At 43.9% G+C, this 18,363-nt stretch carries 16 protein-coding genes; 12 read left to right on the forward strand and 4 right to left on the reverse strand.

Features of this window, described 5'->3' with window-relative positions:
- The first annotated feature begins 68 nt into the window (after positions 1–68).
- The 7 genes from CH367_RS05875 to CH367_RS05905 all read left to right on the forward strand — a co-directional run bounded on the left by CH367_RS05875 (position 69) and on the right by CH367_RS05905 (position 5,464).
- A complete protein-coding gene (locus CH367_RS05875; protein ID WP_100762064.1) occupies positions 69–332 on the forward strand; it encodes a hypothetical protein in 264 nt (87 codons plus the stop codon).
- A 288-nt stretch (positions 333–620) separates the two neighbouring features.
- Positions 621–1,568, forward strand: a complete 948-nt coding sequence (locus CH367_RS05880; RefSeq protein ID WP_100761566.1) for a fatty acid desaturase family protein — start codon at positions 621–623, stop codon at positions 1,566–1,568.
- Positions 1,569–1,614: 46 nt separating this feature from the next.
- Positions 1,615–2,541, forward strand: coding sequence for an aspartate carbamoyltransferase (pyrB, locus tag CH367_RS05885; protein WP_100761567.1), 927 nt, complete (start codon positions 1,615–1,617; stop codon positions 2,539–2,541).
- 5 nt (positions 2,542–2,546) lie between these two features.
- Complete coding sequence (locus tag CH367_RS05890; protein WP_100761568.1) at positions 2,547–2,912, forward strand: DUF2203 domain-containing protein; 366 nt, start codon at positions 2,547–2,549, stop codon at positions 2,910–2,912.
- Complete coding sequence (locus CH367_RS05895) at positions 2,896–4,122, forward strand: LL-diaminopimelate aminotransferase (protein WP_100761569.1); 1,227 nt, start codon at positions 2,896–2,898, stop codon at positions 4,120–4,122. Before CH367_RS05890 ends, CH367_RS05895 begins: the two co-directional genes overlap by 17 nt.
- 181 nt (positions 4,123–4,303) lie before the next feature.
- Positions 4,304–5,080, forward strand: coding sequence for a helix-turn-helix domain-containing protein (locus CH367_RS05900; RefSeq protein WP_100761570.1), 777 nt, complete (start codon positions 4,304–4,306; stop codon positions 5,078–5,080).
- A gap of 66 nt (positions 5,081–5,146) precedes the next feature.
- Positions 5,147–5,464, forward strand: a complete 318-nt coding sequence (locus tag CH367_RS05905; protein ID WP_100761571.1) for an antibiotic biosynthesis monooxygenase family protein — start codon at positions 5,147–5,149, stop codon at positions 5,462–5,464.
- A 9-nt stretch (positions 5,465–5,473) separates the two neighbouring features.
- Here the strand turns inward: CH367_RS05905 and CH367_RS05910 are convergent, their stop codons facing one another.
- From CH367_RS05910 to CH367_RS05920, 3 genes are all read right to left on the reverse strand, one after another.
- Positions 5,474–7,795, reverse strand: coding sequence for a hypothetical protein (locus CH367_RS05910; protein ID WP_125226097.1), 2,322 nt, complete (start codon positions 7,793–7,795; stop codon positions 5,474–5,476).
- Positions 7,796–8,090: 295 nt separating this feature from the next.
- Complete coding sequence (locus tag CH367_RS05915; protein WP_100761573.1) at positions 8,091–9,194, reverse strand: LVIVD repeat-containing protein; 1,104 nt, start codon at positions 9,192–9,194, stop codon at positions 8,091–8,093.
- A 7-nt stretch (positions 9,195–9,201) separates the two neighbouring features.
- The gene (locus tag CH367_RS05920) at positions 9,202–12,693 is read right to left on the reverse strand and encodes a TPR end-of-group domain-containing protein (protein WP_100761574.1); all 3,492 of its coding nucleotides are present in this window, start codon (positions 12,691–12,693) and stop codon (positions 9,202–9,204) included.
- A 361-nt stretch (positions 12,694–13,054) separates the two neighbouring features.
- Between CH367_RS05920 and CH367_RS05930 the strand changes: the two genes are divergently transcribed.
- The 5 genes from CH367_RS05930 (at position 13,055) to CH367_RS05950 (ending at position 17,101) form a co-directional block, all read left to right on the forward strand.
- Positions 13,055–14,239, forward strand: coding sequence for a CBS domain-containing protein (locus tag CH367_RS05930; protein ID WP_100761576.1), 1,185 nt, complete (start codon positions 13,055–13,057; stop codon positions 14,237–14,239).
- Between the two features lie 149 nt (positions 14,240–14,388).
- A complete protein-coding gene (gene rho, locus CH367_RS05935; RefSeq protein ID WP_100761577.1) occupies positions 14,389–15,843 on the forward strand; it encodes a transcription termination factor Rho in 1,455 nt (484 codons plus the stop codon).
- A 19-nt stretch (positions 15,844–15,862) separates the two neighbouring features.
- Positions 15,863–16,066 carry a 50S ribosomal protein L31 gene (gene rpmE / locus CH367_RS05940; protein ID WP_010575426.1) on the forward strand — a complete coding sequence of 68 codons (204 nt, stop codon included), beginning with the start codon at positions 15,863–15,865 and terminating at the stop codon, positions 16,064–16,066.
- A gap of 58 nt (positions 16,067–16,124) precedes the next feature.
- The gene (locus CH367_RS05945; protein ID WP_100761578.1) at positions 16,125–16,916 is read left to right on the forward strand and encodes a pentapeptide repeat-containing protein; all 792 of its coding nucleotides are present in this window, start codon (positions 16,125–16,127) and stop codon (positions 16,914–16,916) included.
- Positions 16,913–17,101: a hypothetical protein gene (locus CH367_RS05950; protein WP_100761579.1), complete on the forward strand. Its 189-nt coding sequence runs from the start codon at positions 16,913–16,915 to the stop codon at positions 17,099–17,101. The genes CH367_RS05945 and CH367_RS05950 overlap by 4 nt, the downstream gene beginning before the upstream one ends.
- Positions 17,102–17,109: 8 nt before the next feature.
- On the opposite strand, the gene CH367_RS05955 is transcribed toward CH367_RS05950, so the two are convergent.
- Positions 17,110–18,360, reverse strand: a complete 1,251-nt coding sequence (locus tag CH367_RS05955) for a FecR family protein (RefSeq protein ID WP_100761580.1) — start codon at positions 18,358–18,360, stop codon at positions 17,110–17,112.
- Between the last annotated feature and the right edge of the window lie 3 nt (positions 18,361–18,363).

Here is an 18,363-nt window from a genome sequence, read left to right on the forward strand (position 1 = left end):
GCGATCGTGAATGTTATCCTCGAATTGATTCGAAAGAAAACATTTCGATTTTGAAAAGGAGAAATTCAGTGAAGCTTTTAACTCTTTGGGGAATTTCAGTTTTAACATTCTTGAGTTTGTTGTCCTGTTCCAACTACGGACTCAACCAAGATCAGGCCAAAAAAGACGACGATAAGAAAAAATGTCAGACCGCGACCGCGGCTTATTTAGCTTGTTCGGCTTCCAATCCCACGATGGGCGCTTGTGATTCGTTGTATCTGGGCGTTCTTGCGGTTTGTAGCAGTGGGGGCTCCAGCGGCGGTGGTGGAGGCGGAGGAGGGGGCGGATATTGATCCTCTCCGTTCTTGATTCCGAAAGGAGAATATTCTAAAAACTGAATGTTGTTATGATAACGCGAACAAACGAAGGTTCTGTTCGCATTCAAGCCCGGGTTTTTGTGGATCGTTTTCATTCTTTCTATTGAAACCCGGGTTGGAATTTTTTGAAATTTCAAACACGGTCGATCCATACTTCGAAACATCGACCCGATCCACGATTCGATCCGTAATTTTCGACCATTTTCAATTGCATGAAATCGCGATCCTTTTCAAAAAGGAAAAAGTCCCTTTTTTAGATTGCAGATGTCTCAGGCTCCTCGTAGAAATCTTCCCGAAAAAACAAACCGAACGATCGCGTTTTTGTTAAGCGTATTCTTTCTTTGTATTTATTTTTGGAAGCCTTTCAATTCTGCGATCTTCGGCTTGTCGTCCGCAATGTTTTGGATCGATTTCATTCTCATCTTAGCTTCCACGATCTTCTCCTATACTCTTTGGGCCTTGATCCACGAATGTGTTCATGGAAACTTTTCCAACTCCCGCGATGAAAGTCATCTTTCGGGAAGAATTCTTTGTATTCTTTTCGGAACTCCGTATCAGGTCGTAAAAACGGCTCATCTCATGCATCATAAATTCAACCGTGCGGAAGGGGAACGAATCGAATACGTCGAAGCCGACGCGGGGCCGATTCTTGTTCAAAAAGTTTTTTACTACGTTCGTCTGTTTTTAGGAACTTACTTTTTGGAAGTTGCGGGCGGTTTTCTTTTGAGTCTTCCGCTTTCTTTTACGACGCGGATCGCCGATCGATACGTTTCCAAGTTTCCGGTTCATAAGGCTTTCTTTAAACAGATTCAAAAAACGGAAATCGTTCGAGAACTCAGGATCGATTCTTTATGGATTCTTCTTTTGTTCGGAACCGCGTTTCATCTTGGCGGTTCTTCCTTTTCGTTTTTGTTATGCGTATTGTTTCTGAGAGGGTTTATCGTTTCTTTCTTGGACCATTCTTATCACTACGGAAAGGAATTGGATAACGTTTATTCTTCCTTCAACCTATCTCTTCCGAAATCTTTTTCCTCGTTGTTCCTCCATTTCAATTATCATCGAGTACATCATCATTTTCCGGGTTGTCCTTGGAATCGTCTTCCGATTCAATTCGAGAATTCCCGGGATTCGATGGATCTTTCTCTTGTGAAACAAGCGTTTCGACAACTGAAAGGCCTTTTGATTCTTCCCGAAAAATCTCGAAACTCCTAACTCAATTTGATTGTCAAACGGGGGTTTTTCTACATTCTGTCGCTTAATGTCCTATAATCATAAGAACGTCCTCGATACGGAACAATTCTCAAAGGCGGATCTCGATTTTCTCATCGGTAAAACGAGAGATATGGAGCGTTTGGTCGAACAGAACAAAGCCTTCGGCATCTTAACGGGAAAACTTTTGGCTTCGTTGTTCTTCGAAGCCTCCACAAGAACGAGACTTTCGTTCGAAGCCGCGATGGAACGTCTCGGCGGACGTGTGATCTCCACCGTGGGTTTTCAATTCTCCTCCATCTCGAAAGGGGAAACGTTGTATGACACCATGAAGATGATCGAAGCCTACGCGGACATCGCGGTGATCCGTCATCCGGTCGAAGGTTCTTCCAGAATCGCCGCGGGTGCGGTTAAAATTCCGGTCATCAACGCGGGAGACGGAGCGGGTCAACATCCGACTCAAGCTATTCTCGATCTTTATACGATCATCTCCGAAAAAGGAACGTTAGACGGCTTGACGGTCGCGTTTATCGGCGATCTCAAATACGGAAGAACGATTCATTCGCTTATCAATTTGCTCAGACACTATAAGGTTAAACTTTATCTGATTTCTCCTCCGGAGTTGTCGTTGCCAGATTCTTATAAGAAGGGTTTGGAAGGTCATTCTCTTACTCTGGAAGAAACCACGGACATCAAGGCCGTTTGGGATTGTGACGTCGCATACGTTACGAGAATCCAAGAGGAAAGATTTCCGGATCATAAAGAATACGAACGACTCAAGGATCTTTTTAAGATCAACAAGGAGTTGATTCTCGCTTCCAAAAAGGAAACCACGATTCTACATCCTCTTCCGCGTGTGAACGAACTTTCCACGGATGTGGACGACCTGCCGAACGCGGCTTACTTCAGACAAGCGAGATACGGGGTCGTGAGTAGAATGGCCTTGCTTTGTCTTTCTTTGGGACAGGATTTCTAATCTTCTTGGAGCGGAAACTCTGGACATACGAAGAGGCTCGTAAAATTCTACCCGTAGTCAGGGAGATTACGGAAGGATATTATTCTTACGTATCGGAGATGACCGTTCAACTTCGGGAAAAAATTTTTCCCGAGAATGAAATGGAAAACAAGGAGGAAGAGGTTCGAAGATCCATCTTCGAATGGTCCTCCAAAATTCAGGAATATGGAATCGAAGTCAAAGGTCTTTGGCTTATAGATTTCGACAACGGTAACGGATATTATTGCTGGCACCTCGGAGAAGAGGATCTTCTTTTCGAACACGGTTACGAAGAAGGTTTTGCCGGAAGAAAATTAATCGATAGGGAAAACGAAGATGGCGAACATCAATGAGAATTATTTAAAATTAAAAGCGGGATATTTGTTCCCCGAAATTTCAAAACGAGTCAAGGCTTACTCCGAAAAAAATCCTTCCGCAAAAATCATTCGTTTGGGAATCGGAGACGTAACTCTTCCGATCGTTCCTTCCGTCGTAAACGCGATGGTCGAAGCTTCCAAAGAAATGGGAACCTCCGGAGGTTTTCACGGTTACGGACCGGAGCAAGGATATTCATTTTTACTAAAGTCGATCGCGGACAACGATTACGGTTCTCTCGGAATCAAAATCGACGAAAGTGAAATTTTCGTTTCCGACGGATCTAAATGCGATTGTGGTAATATTCAAGAAATCTTTTCCACCGATGCGAAGATCGCGGTCGCGGATCCGGTTTATCCGGTTTACGTCGACACGAACGTGATGGCCGGAAGAACCGGTGAAATCGGAGCGGATGGAAGATATTCCAATCTGATTTATATGCCCGCGACAAAGGAGAACGGATTTCAACCCGAGATTCCGAAAGAAAAAGCGGACATCGTTTATCTTTGTTATCCGAACAACCCGACCGGAACCGTAACTACGAAAGAATCCTTAAAGGCTTGGGTGGAATACGCGAAGAAAAACAATTCCATCATTCTTTACGATTCCGCATACGAAGCGTTTATCAGCGAACCCGGCGTTCCTCGTTCCATCTATGAGGTAGAAGGCGCGAAAGAAGTCGCGATCGAATTCCGTTCCTTCTCCAAAACCGCGGGTTTTACAGGATTACGTTGTGCTTATATAGTAATTCCGAAAGAACTCAAAGGCCGCACGCGCGGCGGAGAAGAGGTCAGCATCAATTCTCTTTGGAGCAGAAGACATACTACCAAGTTCAACGGAGTTTCCTACGTGACTCAGAAAGGCGCGGAAGCTTGTTATTCTCCTCAAGGTAAAAAGGAAATTCAAGAATCCATCGCATACTATATGTCGAATGCCGCTAAGATACGCGAGGGTTTGAAAAAAGCCGGTTACGAAGTTTTCGGCGGAGTCAACGCTCCTTATATCTGGTTGAAAACTTCCGACAATCTTTCTTCTTGGGATTTCTTCGACCGATTGTTGGACAAGGCTCAGGTGGTCGGAACTCCGGGCTCCGGGTTCGGACCTGCGGGAGAAGGTTACTTCCGTCTCAGCGCCTTCGGCAAAAAAGAAGATGTGGAAGAAGCGATCGCGAGAATCTCCGCGCTCTAAGTTTAAAACTTAGGGTCGGTAGACCGTCCACATTGTTTGTTGTTGAAAAAGGGGCCTTGCCAGTTGCAAGTCCCCTTTTTTTATGAGAAAGTATGAGTTCCTACATTCTTTGATTTGCAATTCAAAGTAGGAACTCTTACATTTTGTAACTAAGATCGCGACGCGAGCGATCCGTCTAACGATGAACCTTCAAAAATTCCTACCTAAAAATCCTTTCTTACGACAATTCGTAGAATCTTTCATACTATTGGAAACCGAAGAAGGAATGGAGAATCGAATGATTCCCGGGTTTTCATTCATATTATATTTTCGTTATAGAGGAAGAATGGATCGAGTCGATTCGACCGAAAAAAAACCGCTTCCTACGGCCGGAATCACGGGACTTCAAAATTCGCATCGATTGATTTCGTATTCCGCAAAAACTTCCAATCTTCTCGTAACGTTTAAAGAAGCCGGAGCTACCGCATTTCTGAGAGAATCTCTTCACGAATTTTACGGAAAGACGATCGCCTTACGGGATGTTCTTACTCCTTCAAAGATCGAACAAGTCCAAGAACAACTTTACGAATCCAAGAACGACGAGGAACGAATCGAAACGATCGAGAAATTTTTAATCGCCGAATTGGACGAAATCGAAATGGACGCGTCCATTCTGGATTCGATTCGTAAAATTAAAGCGACATCGGGAGAACTCAGAATCAGGGATTTGATCGCCGGGTTGCCGATGAGCACGGATCTTTTTGAGAAAAAATTTCGGCGCATCGTGGGCGCTTCCCCGAAACGTTTTTCGACGATCGTGAGAATGAAACGTTTCATTCAGGACTATTCTCCCGCGAAAAGTTTTACGGAACAAGCGCAGACGTTCGGATATTTCGATCAGTCACATTTTACAAAAGACTTCAAAACGTTTACCGGACTAAATCCAAAGGAATATTTTAAAACTCCCAGACAATGGTAAGAAAATGAATTTTTACAATTTTTTCAAGAACGCTCGGGTTACACTTCTTGAAAATTGGAGATTCAAATGCACACAATTCTCATCGATCAATTTACCGTTCCACAAGAAGCCAGGGAAGAATTCTTAGAAAGGCTGAATATCAACCGAAACTTCATTCATACTCTTTCGGGATTCGTTAAAGATTCCGTATATGAAGCTAAGACCGAAGAAGGAAGATTCAAAGTTGTGACCGTGGCCGTTTGGGAAACCGAAGAAAAATTTCAGAACGCGAAAAGCGCAGTCGCTCTTGAATATAAACAACAAGGTTTCGATATCAATGCGATGATTCAGCGACTCGGGATGACGATCGAACGGGGAATCTACAACGAGATGCAGATTTCCTAAAGTATACGTTTACGGCGCACAGTTTCCGTTGAATTCGATCGCACCGATCGAATAACCGAAGGACCCAAGTGGCACCGGACTTGTAGGCGTCGTATTGTTCGTTCTCGCGTTTCCGAAAAGATCCATCTGATAGAGTTGTCGGATCGGAGGCGCGTAGCCCGGATCGATTCCGCCGTAAACGGAATTACAACGAGAAGACGCGCTCGGTTTAAAAACATCGGTCGCACTCGTCGAGTTGTCAAAGATCGGATTGTGCGAGAAATTCTTTTGAGTCGCGTTCGTCAAAGGAGTGATGCAGTTAAAGGAATTGAGCAATGCGTTCGGCTCCGCGCCACAAAGTTTAAACGGAGTTCCGTTCGCATCTACCTGAGTTCCGCAACCGATCAGATTATTTCCCGCAATGTTCGACGCGGCGCTTATGGAGTTCACGTCGTAATTCATACATTTACTCGTGGTCGCACCGGGATTCGTGATGACCTGATTGTTGATTACGTTTAAATTGAGAGGACTCGAAGTGGATTGATGATGGATTCCATAAGACCGATTCGTTCCGCTTCCCCCGTAAATCGTATTGTTGATAAAGATGAAGTTGGGAGAATTGATCGACAATGCCTGAACCGCAGACGACGAAGCCGCAGTGACCGGAGTTGTCGAAGTAATATGATAAGAATTGAATATATTATTCACCAAACGCAGTGATTGGGTCGTGTTCTCTATGCTGTTGTTGATCATGATCCCGAGAGAAAAATCCAAACCGTCGTTGACGTTCAGGTGAGAACCGCCGCTGATATAGTTGTTCGAGATCACACCTTGGGTTCCTTCTAAGATTCTCATACCGGCTGATAAGGAACTTCCGCTTCCCCCGAGAATGTAGTTCCCCGTTACTACGAAGTTCGGACCTACGTTGGATGCGTAGATCGCCGAACGAACGATGAAAAGACTATAAGCGGAAGTCGTGTCCGTGGAACCTAACAACGTATTGTCGCTCAGAATCAGAGAGAACGCTCCCGTGTTCAAGTTGCTCAACCAAAGCCCAGTCGACCAAGGATTGTTCGAATTCGTTATGACCGTAAAACCTTGGATTAGAATATTTGAATTCATCGTGAACGTGCCGCCTGCGATCGGCGTGCAGGTGCCGAAATCGGACGAGCCGCAACCGCCAAATCCCACGTCGTCGCGGATGATCGACGGAAATGCCGCGATATCTCTCGCTAGGAAGTCGTTTCTAAAACCTCCCAAGAGTTGGAGTTTATCTTTCAAAAGAATTCTCTGACTCATAGAGATCATGGAATACGTCCCTTGTGAAACGAGAACAAAACAAGGAGTCGCAGTCGTACATTGACCGATCGCGTATTGAATTTCACCACAAGCGGTGGCGATCGTACTACAACTTCCCGCGCCCGCGCCTCCTGGCCGAACGTATTTGATCTGGTTCGTGGCCGCAATTCCAAAACGAGCCGGAGACGTTATCTGAAACGGACGATTGGTTCCCGACTCGGTACATCCCGAAAGTTGAACACACTGATCGAGTCCTCCGGGCCAAGTAGTGTTCGGATAAATCGTGACCGTATTGCCCGAATAATTCGGCGCGTTGAGTGCAAGAGCGGATAACGCTAGATTGGAAGAACACGGTCCCGAAGAAGGGGTCGGAGTAGGTGCGGTAAAATTGCAACTCGAAGGAGTAACCGGTTTTGAAAACGTAAACTGAATGGAAGCCCCGTCGTTCACAACGGTTTGGTTGATAGGATTCGAGCTCATCAGACTCAAACAGTTTACGTTCAACGTGACCGGCGCGTTATTGATCGTTCCCGTCGCGGGAGGAGCGGTTTCGATCACGCAGTTGTGTTGAGTCGGGCTCGAAAGAATCGAAACCGCATACGTTCCCGTATCGGGTACTTTACCCGCAAAAGAATAATTTCCGTCCACGGTGATATTCAATGTGTCTACGTTTCCACTCCGAAGCGAAAGGTTTCCGGTCGCGGAGGCCGCGATTCCGAACACATTGAGACTAACGTTGAAAAAACTGGTTCCACAATTGATTTCCACGAGATTCGAACCGAGTCCGACCGTTCCCGTAGGATTCGTAATGACGCAGGTTTGATTCGGAGTGGAGACCGGTTGTAAAACGATCGAAACCGTATAACCGGAAAACTTAGATTTCTTTTTTGGAAATTCAAAATCCCCGTTCCCATCGATCGTAAGATTTTCGGAATCCTGATTGGAAATCGTAAAAGAAGCTCCGCTTGCAAGTCCCTGAACCCGAAGTTTTAAAACCGATGAAGAATTGGCAAAAAAGTAATTTGAAAAAAGTGCGGTGTCTATGATCGACATGCCGTTTGGTTTGGGCACGCAGGCGATCAAGAAGAGCAGACAAGAACTGAAAAGGATTCGGAGAGTTGCGAATTTATAAAAACTGATCATCTATTTATAAAAATAATTATTCTGAAGGTGCAACAAATTGACTGTGAGTTTTTACTCGCTTTTTTCTAAAAAGGATTCAGAAAATAGGTTAAAATGACCACTTTGGAAAAGTGGGAAAGAATAGCGGATTGGCGAAGGGAAGCGGTTCTCGATTTAAGATTTCCCGGATCTCAGTGGAAAAAATCTCCGGGAAATCGATCGATTTTCAGAGAATGTTTTGAAACGGAGAATTCTCCGAAATCCGAAAGGAGACAAAACTTTCTCCATGAGTGGCAAATAAATAATTTCCGCTCTTGTAAGCGCATTGTAAGGAATCCATACAATAAGAATGGTCCATTCTCGGGTCGCGTTCTACAATCTCGGAATCTTCGTCTTCATCCTCGTCATCACTTTCATCCTCGTATCGATCGTGATCGTATTCAGGATCGACTTGTTTCGGATTGCTCGCAACTTCGAAGTATTCTTTTTTGTCGCCAGTTTCGAACTGTTGAAATAAGGGTGTAATCTTATGTTCGGAGCGATCAAAAATCGCATAAGAATAATCGAAACCGAAAAGAACGTTTCCGTTTGAAAGAGAAAAACAAACGTTAGGACTTCTTTCCATTCGAATCGGATCTCCGATCTGTTTTAGATTCTCATCCAAGATTAGAATCGAAGAATATTCTTTTTTGCCCTTTTTGATTTCCCCGTAAACAACCGCTCCCGAGGAAATCGAAAAAACTTTTTTGGAAGGACTGAAGTTGGGGAATTCGATTTTGGAAATAATTTGAACCTTGTCATTGATTAGAGAAATCTCATATAAAAACTTATCGGCGCTGAGCCCGTTGGTAAGAATGAAATGATCCTTAAACGATACTAAACGCTCCACGAAACCCTTTTCTATTTTTTGTTTTTCGCGAGGTTGGATTTCGTTCGGATGATTCAGATCCACGATTCCGACTCCGTCCCAGTTCATAGCGAGAATCGCTTTCCCGTTTACGATCGTCGCATCGTACATATCGTAACCTAATAGAATGTAGGAATCTATCGGTTTCGGATCGGAGACGTTCTCGAGATCGAATGTGTGAAGCGCTCTTTGGCTTTCGGTTGCATACAACGTGTTATTTTGAATCGCAAGACTTCCGATCGCGTTTTGAAACGGAATGGAACGGACTAATTCGGGTTTTTCCGGATTCCTCAGATCGATCACGTGAAGTTCTTTTGCGCTCCCGTAGAGTTGGCAGACAAATGCGTGATCTTTATGGACTATGAATCGATTGGCGCTCGGGAGTTTGAGTCGGCTTAAGAGTGTTAGATGATTGTTTTTCATGAAAATCTCAGTTTAAAGAGTTTATAAAATTCTGATAGACTTCGTTGTTTTTTAACGGGTCAAAATCGGCTTCGGCGGCGATTTTTGCTTTGTTGTAATGACTCGGTTCCAAACTTACGGCGTCCTTGAGATGAAGAACGCTTTGTTCCGGATCTTCGAGTTTTGAATACAAACACGCGGCGTTGAACTTTGCGAGCGCGTAGTATTTTTTGAAGATCGTAGCATACTGTTCATCCAAGGAGCCGCCTAAAATCTTATCCGCAAAATCATCCGCGTGATCTTTTTGATAATCGAAACGACTCCAATCCATAGAAAATAATTTTTCGAAGAGTTCCTTTCCGCGATTTAGATTTCCGTTTTGAATGTGTATCACGCCCAGGTTCGTTGCGATCAAAACGTATTCGGGTTTTCGAACGTCCGCCTTTTTCAGGATTCCATCCAGAATGGACTCGAGTTCGGGAAGACGATTCTCCTTTTGAAACGCCCAATGAATCGAAAAGAAACAATGAAGAACCGCATCGGGTTCGAGTGCTTTTGCGGTTTTTAAAATCACGGAAGAATTTTGTAGATCTTTGAACTTCGCAAAAAGAGTTTTTGCCAGGTCCTTCGATGAGATGTCCCTATAATGTTTGATGAAATAACCGAGATGATCCTGAAACGTGCGGTTCCCGAAAAGTTTTTCCTTAAAAGCGGGGTCTTGAAAAAACAGTTTAGAAAAAGCGAATACGTTTTCCTTTTCCGATTCCCAGTCCAACGATTGAAGAAGTTCCTCGGAAAAATTCGCCGAATTTTTGAGTAATTTGCCTGCGATCGAAAGATTGAGGGAAAAGTTTCCGGGTTTTAAAACGGCGACTAATTCATTTTCGGAAAGAGAATCGATTTTTGCGATCGCTTCGTATTCTTCGATTTGGGATCGTATCCAGAGCTTCTGGGACTCTATTTCAATTTTTGAATATTCATCTTCTAATACGGACGAGAACGGATCCGATTCGAATGAGTTCAGTCTTCCGTCGAATTTTCCGTCCGTGTAAAATTTATGTTCGAAAACTTTTTTGACCTTCTTGTAAAAGCCGTAAAATTTTCCGTTCTCGATCGATTCCCAATTCTGAAAATCGGAGAGAAGATACAAGAAGAACGCTTTTTTTAATACGAAATCGTCCTTCCAAAGAGAGCGGAGAACCGATTTTAACTCTTGAATCGCCGCCTGTAGTCCCTTGGTTTTTTCGATCCAAGAAACTTTCAAAAAGAATAATAGAGGGTTTCCCGAAAGTGTCGTGATGGTTCTATCCAGCAATTCGAGAGTGTTTTGATCGTCCCTTAAATAGGTTTCGATCGGTTTTGCCGCGATCCCGCATCGCAGTGTGAATTTTTGCTCCTCGTTCAATTCTCCCGTTTCGCTTAACAAATTTAAAAGTTCGGTGATTTCCGAAACGGTTTGAAAGAACGTTGCCCGATTTTTTCCGGCGGAGTTCTTTAGTTTTTCATAATAGAAGAATGCGAATTTTCTAAGAGTTTCTCCGGGTTCGTTTTTGAGGGCCTTGAGTAAAAGATAGAAGATACGTTTTCGATCGGATTCTTTTTCGATGTTTTCGTAATATAAGGAAAAGCCGGGATCGCTCGGATATAAAAGATTCTCCCATGTTTGAGCGGAGCCGAGAGAATCCGGAGAGGTTCGTATCGTTTCCTCGAAACGTTTCCATCGATCGGCCGGCGCTTGTTTGGCCCATTTATGATAGAAGTCCTCCATATAAAATTCGTTTCTTTCGTGGAGTTTATGGATCAAAGGATGGATGTCCTCGCATCCGATTTCGTAAAAAATGGGAGCGAGGTTTCGCGTAACGTCTTCGTTAAAATGATCTTTGTTGTATCGTTCCAAAACTTCCGTCAAAGCCGGAGCCGTGACGATCGCCTGATGTCCGAGTTCCATCAATCGATTTTCGAATATAAAATCCCAGGGATCGCCGAACCAAGGAAATTCCTCCGGAAGACAACGAATCAATTCGATCATCTGTTGTAGATATTCTTTCGTGGCGTTTTTTAGAATTGGGTTGATTTTAGAATCCCAATCTCCGGATTCCAAACGGGTTCGAATTTCCATCGCCCTTAATTTGAATCCGGGATGCGAAAGTTCCTGCAGACGATTTAAGGCTTCTTCGAAGGAACCTCTCAGTTCGTCTTTTCGATTTTCGGGAATTCCCAAATACGAATCGGAAAGTGTATATGAAAATTCTTGAATATAGGGGAGGGCCTCCTTATACGAATCTTCGAGAGGTTGGGGAGAATTGAAAAAAATCTCCTTTTGAAAATCGATCGCGGTTTGTAGATGCGGATCCGAGTTCAAAGACGCAAGATCCCAGAAAAATCCGGAAAAATATGAGGACGGAAAAAGCTGAATCTTTTTCCAAAACGCGCCTAAGTCCAGATCGCCCAGTGCCAGATCCGAAACATCGGTAGAAGCCATATCGGAGGCGGTGATTTCTTCCCTTGCATATCCTCTTTGCCAATCGGCCTTTCCGATGACCGTGTCCGTTCTTTGAAGGGATCGTTTTCCACCTTGCAAAAGCAAGGCTTTCCACTCCGGATGAGAATCCACGAGTCTTAAAAGAGTTTGGTATTCTTTTTGATCCGGTTTTTCCAAAAAGGAAAGGCTGAAAAGAAATTCTTCGCTTTGCGGAACCGACTCGCTTGTTTGGGAAGAAGATTCAAAAATTGTAAAGTACGGATTTTCTTTTAAGGAATCCAATTCCAACCTGGGAATCACTTCCAATAAAAAAGGTTTTTTGTAATCGTAACATTCGCTCGAATCGATCAAGATGTAAAACGGAAACGCCTTCGGGATTTTTGCGAAACGTTCGTTTGACAAAAGGGTTTCGAAGATCTTTCGAATCGTCTTTTCGAATAAAAGAAGTTTAATATGAACGTGAAGATCCTTTCCTTTGAGTTTTTCTCCGAGGTAACTAACGTTGTATTTTCTATCGCCGAGATCGTATATAAAATCGTAGGACTCGGAACTTTCTCCTTTCGGATAAGAATCCGCATCCCAGATGAGTTCGTGATTGAGCCCGAAAATTCCGGAGATTTCGCGAGTTTCCAAATCGAAATGAACCGAATCCATAACCGCGGTACAGAATTCGTAGTCGCTCATCTTAAAATGAAATCCGTTGAACGGTCTGAACTTGTGAGAGCGCAGGCTTTCTTCGTTGATGCTGTCTTCCAGATTTTCAAGAATTCGTTCTATACGACTTTCCAAAGGCTCCGAGAAATGAAACGAGTTTATCATTTCTTGAAAATGAGAATATAGGGTTTGTTGTTTTTCGCCGTCTTCGTCGTGAAGAAAATCCGTAGGACTTCCTTTTTTATACTGATTGGGTTCGTTTTTAAAAATGAAGTCGAGAAGGTGCATGGCTCCTTCGAAATCAAAGTTTTGTAATTTTTCGAAATAATGAGAGTAGTATTTCGATGTAGTTTCTTGATTGAAGTCCGTCGGTTTAAAAATCATAAGAGACCGTCTTTGTCGGAAGTGTTCGGTAGGATAACAAAGAACGATTCAAAAGTCTTTTCACTTTTTCATTTTTATTTCTATTGAATTTGAATTCAATAGAAAGTGACCGCTTTGCTATAATAGATTCGTAATCGTTTTACAATTCGATAATTTACTTGGAAACGATTCTCGGGTCGTTTCGGGTCTTTGTCCACTTTGGGTTCCGTTTGAGTCGTAAGGTGTGGGAACTACCACATTCTCCGGAAATCTTTTTCGTGGAACCGGGTTTCCCGCTTCAAAAAAGAGAGGAATTTTCTGACAGACCGGAAAATAAGAGTATTCTGACGCAAATTCGGCAGTTGGAAAAAAACTTTTCTACATGAAAATAGAAGCAATCTACAGATACTTTCTCATCACCCCCGCCACACATTTGCCGGTTGTGAACGAGTCGGGAGATCTTGTAGGTTTATTATCCCGTAAGCAGATTCAGATGGAAATGGCCGATCTAAGTTCATCGGAACGAGAATATTCCGAACTTCCCGAATCTTTTTTAGAAACGGAAATCCCCGAATCATTTTTCCAATACTTTCAACGACAAAAGTCGATTCCCGTTCTTTCCAAAACCGGCGAAAAAAAGGAAGAATGGGATAAGGTCCAAGTAATGGCCGGGCTTGGCAAACTTGTATCCGCGAACCGCCCGACCGAATCGCCCGTCACCGAGGAAAAAAAACAAGAACAGGAGCAGAGTTCCCGCTTTTGGTTCATGGAACTCATCTTACAAAACTTTCCCGACGGACTTCTCGCTACCGACTTGGAAGGAAGTTCGATCTTTTACAACGAAACCTTCGAGCAGGAGATTCTTCCCAAAAAGTATTTTAGGGATTCGATTCTACAAGCGGAACGATTGCTCAAGGAAATGAGTAAGAATCTTCTGGCCGATTATCTAAAATCGAACGAACTTCGGTTGGACGGAAATTCTCCCTTTTCCTTGCAGACATACGTAACCGATCTCGAATGCAACGTAAGAATCATCGTTCTCAAACAAGGTCCGAAGATCGTCGGTTATCTTTATCATTTCGTTTCTCCTCGTTCCGTTTTGGGCCGTCAGGATGAAAGCGGTTTGGAATTTCCGTCGGTGAGCGATGCGTTCTTTCAAAAACTTCCTCTGGAAACCATGCTCAAAGAAGTGGAAAGTTCGTTTATCTTTCATTCGTTAAAGCGAAATCAGGACAATATATCGCATACCGCACTCGAGTTAGGCGTTCCTCGAACCACTCTTCAAAATAGAATCAAGTTTCTGGAACTACAAAGTCGTTATTCTCTTTCCAGGGAGAATCCGATTCCCCGTAAAAAGGCGGGTTCTTTCGTTTCTTCCGACGAGAAGAATGAACCACCGACAAAGTCCGCTTCGGAAACATCCAAGACCTCTAACGTTTCGAAACCTTCTTCCTCGTCCAAAAAACAAGGGAAGAATCCGTCAAAATCCAATTCTTCTCAAAAGAAGAATGTTTCCTCAAAATCGAACGTTTCAAAGGCTTCCGCAAAAAAAAGAAAACCTCGCTGAATAATTTCGTTGACAGCCTTCCTTTAAATCAGTTATCTCATGAGTAGAGCCGATCTTTAACAAGATCTCTTCTCCAACCTGTATTTTCTAAAATAAAATCTCAAAAAGGCGAATCCTTCCCCTTTTTTAAAACTCAAGTAGCTCCTAATATGGCAACAGCAAGACGAGACAATAAGAACAGACACCACCACCAAAATAATAACCACAACCAAAACGATTCCGAAACGACCGATTCTTCCATCGAAGAAGAAGGTTCCGGTCAGGAATCACAGGACTTTGATTCCTCCGAAGGCGGAGATCAAAGAGCCCGCAAACGCAAGAGGGGCGGTTACGATGGTCCCACTCCGGCTCCCATCGATCTCGTAGAACTTAAGAAAAAAGCGATCGCCGATCTGATCGAAGTCGCAAAAGGTCTCGGTGTTGAAAACACCGGCGGTTTAAAAAAACAAAACTTAATCTTCGCCATTCTTCAGGCCCAAGCCGAAAGAGACGGTCAGGTTCACGCGGCCGGCGTCATGGAAAAACTTCCGGATGGTTACGGCTTTTTAAGATCTCCGGACTATAACTACGTTCCGGGTCCGGATGATATTTACGTTTCTCCTTCTCAAATCAAACTCTTCGGTTTAAGAACCGGGGATACGGTGGAAGGTCAAATCCGTCCTCCGAAAGAATCCGAAAGATTCTTTGCGATGCTTCGTGTGGAAACCGTAAACGGTTATACTCCGGATGTTGCGGGCAAACGCGCTCTTTTCGATAACTTAACTCCTCTTTATCCGAATGAAAGACTCAAGATGGAATACGATCCATCCATGCTCGACACGAGAATTTTGGATCTTATGTGTCCGATCGGAAAAGGACAAAGAGCGCTCATCGTTGCTCCTCCGAGAACCGGTAAAACGATTCTCATGCAGAACATCGCAAACGCGATCACTTCCAATCATCCCGAATGTACTTTGATCGTCCTTCTGATCGACGAACGTCCGGAAGAAGTTACCGATATGGCACGCCACGTTCGCGGTGAAGTGGTTTCTTCTACGTTCGATGAACCGGCTCAAAGACACGTTCAAGTCGCAGAGATGGTGATCGAAAAAGCGAAACGTCTCGTGGAACACGGAAAAGACGTCGTTATTCTTTTGGATTCGATCACTCGTTTGGCTCGTGCTTATAACCAGGTGATTCCTACTTCCGGTAAAATTCTTTCCGGTGGGGTGGATTCGAACGCGCTTCACAAACCGAAACGTTTCTTTGGAGCGGCCAGAAATATCGAAGAGGGTGGTTCTTTGACCATCATCGCAACCGCTTTGATCGACACCGGTTCCAAAATGGACGAGGTGATTTTCGAGGAATTCAAAGGAACCGGTAACATGGAAATCCACCTGGATCGGAAACTTTCCGACAAACGGATTTTCCCGGCCATCGACATCAATAAGTCCGGAACTCGTAAGGAAGAACTTTTAATCACTCGAGACGTTCTTCAGAAAGTGTTTGTCCTTCGAAAAGTACTTTCTCCTATGAGCATCACGGAAAGCATGGAATTATTACTGGAAAAAATGCGTCTTTCCAAGACAAACGACGCCTTTTTGGCCAGTATGAATACCCAATAAGCGCTTACAAAGGGAATTTATGAAAACCGGAATTCATCCAAACTATAGAGTAGCAAAAATCAGCTGTGCATCCTGTGGAACCGTATACGATACGAGAACTTCTATCGGAGACATCAACATAGAAATTTGCGCGGCTTGCCACCCATTCTTTACCGGAAAATCCAAACTTGTGGATACGACCGGTCGAGTTGACAAGTTCAAGAAAAAATACAAGATGCAGTGAGAGTTTTCTCTCTCCAATTCTTCTTTATGCCGTCTAAAAACCGGGCAGGGAAAATTTCATGAGTGTAATGGACTTCGCACGGTATAAGCAGATCAACGACGATCGAATCAACTATCGAGAGATGGAGGATGCGACCGTCGTTTCTAATTATAGAAACGTAGGTTGTGGAGACGGCTACCGCATTTATCTCAAAATCGATTCCAGCGATCACGTCACGGACGCAAGTTACACAACAACCGGTTGTGGATTCGGAATCGTCGCACTCGCGATGGCTACCGAATTTGCAAAAGGCAAAACCATCGACGAACTCAAAGTAGTAACTCCCGCCGATCTCGAAAAGATGTTCGAGTTTCCCGAAAGACGTAAGAATTATCCCGAGTCGGCAGTGGCCGCGCTTTTACAAGCAGTCCGCGATTACGAAAGCGGAGAAGGGGTTCCCAAAGAAAAAAGAATCACCGCGGGCAAGGCACTGGAGATTCTCAAAGAAAAAGGTTCCCTCAAAGACGAGGACCTTTCCAGCATCATATTAGAAAAACAGAATTTTGACGGGGTTGATTTCTCCGGGGCCAATCTCGGGCACGCGTTCCTCCAGAATTCTTCCTTTGTGGGCGCGAACTTTTCGGGCGCTAAACTCAGAGGTTCCTTCTTAAACAACGCGGATCTGAGAAACTCCAATTTTAGAGGAGCCGATCTTCGTTGGGCAAAACTTGCCGGCGCTAATATCGAAGGCGCGGATTTTACGGACGCGATCTACGATATCGGAACAAGGCTGGATCAAAAACAAATCCATCTGTTTAGCGTGATGAAAAAAGAAGGAAAAGATCTTTATCTTAACAAAGAGGCCGAATGAAAGCGGGAGATAAGTTAAAGATCATTAAAAGAACGTTTCTTCACAACGGAATTTTTGTTCACACCAATACGATCGTCGAAGTGATTTCTTTCGAGGACGAAAAGTTGGTCGTTCTCTTTCACGACAAAGAAGGTTTCACTCATAACATCGAATCGCTCACGCCGGCCGATGTAGTTCCGGCTTAAGTCGCTTCTTACATTCTTAAGAAGTCTCGTTGTTCCTTATCTTCTCTTTCTCTTCTGCGTTTTTCCTTTTCTTGTCTGATCAATTCTTCAGGCGTCCAGGATCTGGCAGGTTTGTCCTTTTTTAAGTCTTGAGAAGAAGTGTTGCCCGTTTTGGTTTCTTTTTTTTCGGATTCGTTCGGTTTGAATTCGGTTCTATTTTGATTCGAAGTGGAATCGGATTTTTCCTGAATTTTACCCTGTTCGTATTTCTGTTTTTTCAGGTAATCGCCGGGATCATAACCGGTTTTGGAAGTTCCCGAAGTCTTTGAATCTTTTCCGGACTGAGCGTCCACACGATCCAGTTTTAAACCGGACTTGGTATTGAGTCCCGTATTTCCGTTTTTCTCGTTTGGAGTAGTGCCCGAGTTCGAACTCGTGGTGTTGTTTGTATTGGAACCGGTCGTAGATCTGTAATTCGGATTTCCGTTGTCGTACTTTCCATAGTTCGAATCGTTTGCGGAAGAATTCGGATCGGAACCCGCAGTCGAAGATGTGTTGGAAGAACTTGTATTGTTCGAATTCGAACCGGAGGTTGTAGAACTATCCGTAGTAGAACCGTTGTTAGTGGATCCGGTGGAATTATTAGCCGCCGCTTGCAACGATTCTGTAGTTTGAATGCTCGCCGCAACCGGAAATAATTTTTCAAAACCGTCCAAAGATTTGCGAGGCAACATAGGAAACGGATTGCTCGGATCCGCTTTGATCGTTCCGGAAAGAACCGCGTATTCCAGAGTTTTTTGATTCTTCTTTTTTTCTACGTTTACGATTCCTTCCACAAGTTTTAAAACCCCGTCGCCGGAACGGATTCCGAGCGAGGAAGGATTCTCCTTGTCAGTCGGCCTTCTCGTTACCTGCAAGCCGCCTACAGAAATTTCAAGATTGGCGCGGTTGTCCAAGTAATCGATAAAGACCATGGAGTTCTCGGCGATCATGATCTCGGTTCCGTCCAAAAGTCTGAGTTTTACTTGAGAACCTTCGGCGGTTAAAATCGTGTCCCGGTTTTGAATCGAGTTTCCGACCTCGACTTCTTTCCAGACGACTTCCGAATCGTATTTTCTTTGGATCGTATTGGATTTATGAAGAATGGTTCCGATTACTTTTTGCGAACCCTGATATCCGTACTGAGTATAATCGTATATGAATACCGCCGTAAACAACACCACGTTGAATACGAGTATAAACAGGATAGGTCGGTCGCCTGAAAGAAATCGATCTTTCATATC

The sequence above is a fragment of the Leptospira barantonii genome, from assembly GCF_002811925.1.
GTDB lineage: Bacteria > Spirochaetota > Leptospiria > Leptospirales > Leptospiraceae > Leptospira > Leptospira barantonii.

Excerpts from the sequence above, each read along its gene's own strand:
- CH367_RS05880 (WP_100761566.1), top strand. The coding sequence starts at position 621 with ATGTCTCAGGCTCCTCGTAGAAATCTTCCCGAAAAAACAAACCGAACG.
- pyrB (WP_100761567.1), top strand. The coding sequence starts at position 1,615 with ATGTCCTATAATCATAAGAACGTCCTCGATACGGAACAATTCTCAAAG.
- CH367_RS05895 (WP_100761569.1), top strand. The coding sequence starts at position 2,896 with ATGGCGAACATCAATGAGAATTATTTAAAATTAAAAGCGGGATATTTG.
- CH367_RS05900 (WP_100761570.1), top strand. The coding sequence starts at position 4,304 with ATGAACCTTCAAAAATTCCTACCTAAAAATCCTTTCTTACGACAATTC.
- CH367_RS05905 (WP_100761571.1), top strand. The coding sequence starts at position 5,147 with ATGCACACAATTCTCATCGATCAATTTACCGTTCCACAAGAAGCCAGG.
- CH367_RS05910 (WP_125226097.1), bottom strand. The coding sequence starts at position 7,795 with ATGTCGATCATAGACACCGCACTTTTTTCAAATTACTTTTTTGCCAAT.
- CH367_RS05915 (WP_100761573.1), bottom strand. The coding sequence starts at position 9,194 with ATGAAAAACAATCATCTAACACTCTTAAGCCGACTCAAACTCCCGAGC.
- CH367_RS05920 (WP_100761574.1), bottom strand. The coding sequence starts at position 12,693 with ATGATTTTTAAACCGACGGACTTCAATCAAGAAACTACATCGAAATAC.
- CH367_RS05930 (WP_100761576.1), top strand. The coding sequence starts at position 13,055 with ATGAAAATAGAAGCAATCTACAGATACTTTCTCATCACCCCCGCCACA.
- rho (WP_100761577.1), top strand. The coding sequence starts at position 14,389 with ATGGCAACAGCAAGACGAGACAATAAGAACAGACACCACCACCAAAAT.
- rpmE (WP_010575426.1), top strand. The coding sequence starts at position 15,863 with ATGAAAACCGGAATTCATCCAAACTATAGAGTAGCAAAAATCAGCTGT.
- CH367_RS05945 (WP_100761578.1), top strand. The coding sequence starts at position 16,125 with ATGAGTGTAATGGACTTCGCACGGTATAAGCAGATCAACGACGATCGA.
- CH367_RS05950 (WP_100761579.1), top strand. The coding sequence starts at position 16,913 with ATGAAAGCGGGAGATAAGTTAAAGATCATTAAAAGAACGTTTCTTCAC.
- CH367_RS05955 (WP_100761580.1), bottom strand. The coding sequence starts at position 18,360 with ATGAAAGATCGATTTCTTTCAGGCGACCGACCTATCCTGTTTATACTC.